Consider the following 5,583-nt stretch of genomic DNA (forward strand, 5'->3'; position numbering starts at 1 on the left):
TGTTGCTTATGGCTGGAAAGATGTCTCAGTATTATGTATGGAAGAAGAATAAAACTATACCTTATTGAACTAAAGGGGAGCATTAGTTGAAGAAGAATAAAAAATAAAACAAAGCCATTTACCTGCCTAAGATTCCTTCTGTTTTTCTATTAAATTAGTTTCATCATCTCTATAACATTCTTCCCCTTTCGAAAGAAGTGATAGATTTAATTTAAGGCTAAATGGGAAAAAGCATACAGAGTAGGGGATCTGTATGCAGATATCAGCGTTTGCCTTTGCCCTAATATTAGCTTGTATGCATATCTTTGCGAAGAATATGCGTTTTATCCAAATCATTCCTAGAAGTCGATTCCTTTCATTAGGTGGTGGTGTATCTGTTGGGTATGTATTTATTCATATCCTACCTGAATTAAAGGAACATCAAGAGTTAATAGAACATCATGGCATTTTACTTTCTTACCTTGAACATCATGCCTATTTACTGGCCATGCTTGGCCTCATAGTATTTTATGCCTTAGAAAAAATGGCTAAAGAATCTCAGAGAAAAAACCAGCAAGACAGAGGGATAAACCAGCCCACAAAAGGAACTTTTTGGCTACATATTAGCTCCTTTGCGTTTTATAACGGGCTTATCGGATATTTACTTATTCATAGAGATTCAGAAGGGCTATTAAGTTTGATTTTATATGTCATTGCGATGGCCCTACATTTTATTGTCGTCGATTATGGCTTACGTACTCATCATAAGGATATATACAACCGTATTGGTCGATGGGTACTAGCTTTAGCTGTACTCTTGGGATGGGCAATCGGGGTCCTAACAGAAATACCCGAATCCGTTTTAGCCTTATTTTTTGCCTTTCTATCCGGGGCCATTATATTAAATGTTCTAAAAGAAGAACTACCTGAGGACCGAGAAAGTAGTACGTGGGCCTTTTCATTAGGAGCGATTGGATATATAGCTTTACTATTACTTGTTTCTTAATATCAGATACAAAGGTGTATATTCTAATGTTTAACAATCTGGAACTATTGTTGAAGTGTTTTCTTTGGTTTGTAAAAGGAAAGATTTAGTTAAACAAGGAATGTCATTTAAGCAGGATCTTTACTGCGTAGTTCAACGATACCGTGGAAAAATAAAAATAGTCTAAGTGCCTGTCACTACCCGAAGTAGGTCGAGATTAAATTGACAAAATACGGGTGGTGACAGGCACTATTAGTAAAAAGGGTCAATTATTAATCACAATTGGTCATAAGAATGCGAAAGTAATAACTGTAAGTCCTATTGGGGATAACTATCATGACACTCATGTAGTAAATTTTCTTCTGCTTATGTACTCCCAAAAAAGGAATAGGTGAAAACATATGGAGGTCTTAAAAGAGTCAGTTATTATATTAGCGAGAATTATTACGATTTTCCCGTTATTTTTATTAATAACACAGTATATGGGCAAGCGTTCCATTGGAGAAATGCCTATTTTCGATTTTCTCATTATTATGACTCTATCCAATGTGGTAGGAGCTGACATTGCTGATCCAGAAGTAGATCATGCATATACTTATTTAGCTATTATCGTTATTCCACTTATACAAAGACTAACTGCCTACTTATCCATTACGCACCGGAAAATAGGGAAAAAAATAACGTTTGAACCTACGTTAGTTATTCAAGATGGGAAGCTTTTAGTGGAAAATTTAAAAGGAATTAGATATACCATCGATAACGTGTTGCAAATGTTACGTCAAAAAAATATTTTTGATATAAGTGATGTTAAAATTGCCATTATCGAAGCAAATGGGCAAATAAGTGTTTTGAAAAAAGAAAATAAATTGGAAGTAACCATTGAGGATATAAATGTAAAAAAGAAAAGTAAAAGTTTGTCTTACCCCTTAATCGTAGAAGGGAAAATATACGAAGATATCTTAATCTATTTGGGCTTAAATCGACAATGGTTAATTGCTGAGTTACAAAAAAGACGAGTTGCACAAGTAAATCGTGTCTTCTTCGCTTCCATTAATGATGACCAAGAACTTCACGTTTCCCTAAAAAATGAACAGCAACAAATGCCACCTATTTACAACTAACTGAGGGTTCATTTAGAAATCGTTATTTTTTAGTTGAGGTAACGGATGCTTATGCTGATCAAGATTAACTAATAACACCAAGTGATTTACTGCGCAGTACAACGATAGGGTTCAATAGAAATGATACTGCACAATTTGGAGCGTTTGTGGAAGCCTCTCAGCACAATTCCTTAGTAGAATTAAGGAACATTTGGCTTTTTACTTCAAACTCCATGAAGGGACACTCTTATGACCGTGTTCAACAACAAAAGCGATGCTTGATCAAGCATCGCTTTTGTTACGTTCTATTTTTCTGGTTGATAGGCCATCCTTGTTATTTTTCTTGAGAAAGTTTTTTACGATCAGCGGATTGAGGTGGCTCTTCAAGCCAACCATTTTGTATCATTATATCAGCGCCACTTTTCCCTAACCTTGCAACCTCTAAAGCCAGTCTAAAATAGTCAGTTCCTAAATCCATCCTCATACTTGCTGAAGCAGCCAATCCGTAATTCCCCATTCCAGCATTACTTATTAAAGTTGTAATAAACATCATAAGTTTATCGGAGAATGCTGGTGTTGTGGAATTCTTAACATTTGTATCCCACGACATGGGTGCCTGCATATCACTATCTATCAATGTTTTTCCGAACACCTTTATATGCTTTTGGGCAATTTGTTGTGCTCGTATCATAAACTCTCTTACCTCATTTGACTGTGCCATTTGTGCAAAGCTTATCGTTAACATACTACCAAGTAAATTAGTTTCAGTATTCATAAATAAATGAGATATTTCGATAGCATTTAAAGGTCTTTGACTTGTAAAAGGGTTTAAACTGGCACCTAGATATTCTTTGTCCTCAACAAATTCAACTTTTTCTGGGTATGATATGTACGGAGGTCTTATTAAAATTCCTTTTTGTACGGAGACTTCCGTTGTTTGCTTGTATAAATGACTTGTAGACACTAAACAATCTTGAAAGAACTCAACTAGGTCCTCTCGAACTGCTAATGATAATGCACCACAATAAGTTGCCATTCCTACCTTAGCCATTTGTCTTAGAAACATTAAAAAAAATGTATCTTCATATATTCGGGGAACAGTGGGAAACACATCTCTTTCCTTAGAAAAACCAACTGGTATAGGAAAATTCTCAGTATTGAATACTTGAGTAATAAACGCAATGTGTTGCTCAGAAAGTGTTTGCGCCATTTGAATAACAGGCTCAATATCAGGATCCTCGTTCGTTGCTAAAAAATATTCACACATACATATGGATAAAGTATCATTTTGATAAGTACTCCAAAGCGTTGCCATCTCTGCTGATGTTAAGTTAATTTTAGAATGGGATACCATTTTTACCCTCCTACTTTAAATACAGATATATATATTTATTTTGCCTCTGAAATTTAATTTTATTAAGGAAAAGAAGAAGAAAAGACGAAAAAACAGATTCATATACTGCGCAGTCACTATAAATAAAGAACTAAAAGTAATGGAACAGCCATATATAGGAGTGCAAAGAGGAGTTTGAAGTTAGATATGGATGACTATTTGTTCTTAGGTTCTAATGAATTGGAACCCGAAGTAAAAGAGTTTTTAAGGGTGTTTATAAGCTTTGCTATCCATTTCAAGTTCAACACAATTTGCCTTTTGGCATCTTATCTGTTACTCTTAAGGAGAATTATTTTTGTTCGATTTTAGGAATGAATAAGTGGTTAAACTTTTCGCCTTTGATAACTGAACATCTATAGTAATAAATGGTGGACGTAATCCACCGCAGGAGGAAACATACATGCAAGAAGGTACAGTAAAATGGTTTAACGCAGAAAAAGGATTCGGTTTCATCGAAATTGAAGGTGGAGATGATGTATTCGTACATTTCTCAGCTATCCAAGGCGAAGGATTTAAATCTTTAGATGAAGGTCAAAAAGTTACATTTGACACTGAGCAAGGTCAACGTGGTCTTCAAGCTGTTAATGTAAACAAAGCATAATTGAGAAAGGACTCTAGATTAGAGTCCTTTTTTTATCTAAACAAACAATACAAAAAAGACTGACTAATGAATGCCTCCCCTTTTAACAAATCCGATATATAAACCATATGGTAAGAGTCTATAATCTCGAATTCACGGATCTGGCATTTTACGTTTAGTCAGCCTCGAGGCATACATGCTACAAGTGGTAAAATGGTTAGATGAAGCATACCACACAATGCCTAGAATACCTAGATATTTTACTGAATGAGCATAGAGAAATAATGAAAATAGCAATACATATCGATTAATGCCAGCATTTATAGCAATATTTAAAAAGGAAGTGAACTTTCGTGATAAACATAACGATTCCAACACCGAATGTTACGATTACCAAACAGGATAATCCAGAGCTAAGTAATATCTATGGATTTACTGATTTTCATCTGATCCCTAGAGATAAGGGTGGTATTTTTATGTTTTATAATGACAAGAAGGAGTTATTATTCGTCGGTAAAGCAAGGAAGTTAAGACAAAGAATCAAAAAACATTTTGAGGATACTGTATCGCCAATCAAAATGCATAGAGATGAAGTTGTTAAAATTGATGTTTGTATAATCGAAGGCCCTGTACATAGAGAAATCTATGAGACGTTTATAATTAATGAACTCAAGGCGAAGTACAATGTAGACAAAGTGTTTTTTAAAGTGAAATCTGAATAAAGAGAAGCAATAGGTGCAGCCTAGTTAGACTGTACCTATTGCTTTTTTTACTTCCAAATCCATATTTACTGTGTACAAACAAAATAAGGATAAGTGCCGGTCACTACCCGAAGGAGGTCGAGATTAACTTGACAAAATACGGGTGGTGATGGGCACTATTAGTGAAATTATTGGAAACAGCTGGTAATAAACATAAAAGAGATGGTACAATCTTGTGGACTTAATTAAAAGGAGATATAACGATGACAGATCCAACGAATCGAGAAATACTTGAAGAGCTTAAAGCTATTAATCAGAAACTAGATGAAGTGAATGAAAGAGCGAAGAAACCAAAGGGATTGTCGACACCAATGGCTATCATCGCATTAGTGTTAGGGTTCTCCGTTTTAGGGCCGATGATTTCGATGTTATTTGTACTTCTATTTGATATGTAAGGAAATGGTGACATTAAAAAAGCGATGCTTATTGAAGCATCGCTTTTGATAAAAGATCCTTTATAATCAATGGATCTCTTATAAGCTATTAAACAAATTAATTACTATACGGAAGATGAGAGCTGTGAAGGACAATTTTTAGGTCGCCATCATTATTTCTTGTATAAGAGAAAGTGTATTCTACTTCGACAGGTTCTTCTCCATTAGCTGGTGTAAAATAATAAACGCCCATACTTACAGCCTTATTTCCTTCAATGATAACCCCTTCATTTTCCCATCGTACATCTGTCCAAGGTGTAATAGCAAAACCATGATCCTCGGGATACGCTTCATTTCCTCCTATGAAATAAGACAAAGCGCCTTCAAAGGTATCGCGGAAACGCTCCTCTT

General features: G+C 35.0%; 7 protein-coding genes. 5 read left to right on the top strand and 2 right to left on the bottom strand.

The annotated features are described in order from the left end of the window. Positions 1 to 253: 253 nt before the first annotated feature. Positions 254 to 985: a hypothetical protein gene (locus RYX56_RS21005; protein WP_317123947.1), complete on the top strand. Its 732-nt coding sequence runs from the start codon at positions 254 to 256 to the stop codon at positions 983 to 985. 380 nt (positions 986 to 1,365) lie between these two features. Further along, on the top strand, positions 1,366 to 2,085 hold the full coding sequence (locus RYX56_RS21010; protein WP_317123948.1) for a DUF421 domain-containing protein: 720 nt from the start codon (positions 1,366 to 1,368) through the stop codon (positions 2,083 to 2,085). A gap of 313 nt (positions 2,086 to 2,398) precedes the next feature. Here the strand turns inward: RYX56_RS21010 and RYX56_RS21015 are convergent, their stop codons facing one another. Then, positions 2,399 to 3,418, bottom strand: a complete 1,020-nt coding sequence (locus RYX56_RS21015) for a DUF3231 family protein (protein WP_317123949.1) — start codon at positions 3,416 to 3,418, stop codon at positions 2,399 to 2,401. A 439-nt stretch (positions 3,419 to 3,857) separates the two neighbouring features. Between RYX56_RS21015 and RYX56_RS21020 the strand changes: the two genes are divergently transcribed. From RYX56_RS21020 to RYX56_RS21030, 3 genes are all read left to right on the top strand, one after another. Then, positions 3,858 to 4,058 (top strand): cold-shock protein, encoded by a 201-nt coding sequence (locus tag RYX56_RS21020; RefSeq protein ID WP_317123950.1) that lies wholly within the window; start codon positions 3,858 to 3,860, stop codon positions 4,056 to 4,058. Positions 4,059 to 4,390: 332 nt separating this feature from the next. Next, positions 4,391 to 4,759 carry a nucleotide excision repair endonuclease gene (locus RYX56_RS21025; RefSeq protein ID WP_317123951.1) on the top strand — a complete coding sequence of 123 codons (369 nt, stop codon included), beginning with the start codon at positions 4,391 to 4,393 and terminating at the stop codon, positions 4,757 to 4,759. 242 nt (positions 4,760 to 5,001) lie between these two features. After that, the gene (locus RYX56_RS21030) at positions 5,002 to 5,193 is read left to right on the top strand and encodes a hypothetical protein (protein ID WP_317123952.1); all 192 of its coding nucleotides are present in this window, start codon (positions 5,002 to 5,004) and stop codon (positions 5,191 to 5,193) included. A 97-nt stretch (positions 5,194 to 5,290) separates the two neighbouring features. On the opposite strand, the gene RYX56_RS21035 is transcribed toward RYX56_RS21030, so the two are convergent. Further along, on the bottom strand, positions 5,291 to 5,583 hold a 293-nt coding region (locus tag RYX56_RS21035), incomplete at its 5' end, for a metal-independent carbonic anhydrase family protein (protein ID WP_317123953.1).

It is taken from the genome of Alkalihalophilus lindianensis (assembly GCF_032843265.1).
Taxonomy (GTDB): domain Bacteria; phylum Bacillota; class Bacilli; order Bacillales; family Bacillaceae_D; genus Alkalihalophilus; species Alkalihalophilus lindianensis.

What these genes read in the sequence shown, in the direction of transcription:
- RYX56_RS21010 (WP_317123948.1), top strand. Translation starts at nt 1,366, where the DNA reads ATGGAGGTCTTAAAAGAGTCAGTTATTATATTAGCGAGAATTATTACG.
- RYX56_RS21020 (WP_317123950.1), top strand. Translation starts at nt 3,858, where the DNA reads ATGCAAGAAGGTACAGTAAAATGGTTTAACGCAGAAAAAGGATTCGGT.
- RYX56_RS21015 (WP_317123949.1), bottom strand. Translation starts at nt 3,418, where the DNA reads ATGGTATCCCATTCTAAAATTAACTTAACATCAGCAGAGATGGCAACG.
- RYX56_RS21030 (WP_317123952.1), top strand. Translation starts at nt 5,002, where the DNA reads ATGACAGATCCAACGAATCGAGAAATACTTGAAGAGCTTAAAGCTATT.
- RYX56_RS21005 (WP_317123947.1), top strand. Translation starts at nt 254, where the DNA reads ATGCAGATATCAGCGTTTGCCTTTGCCCTAATATTAGCTTGTATGCAT.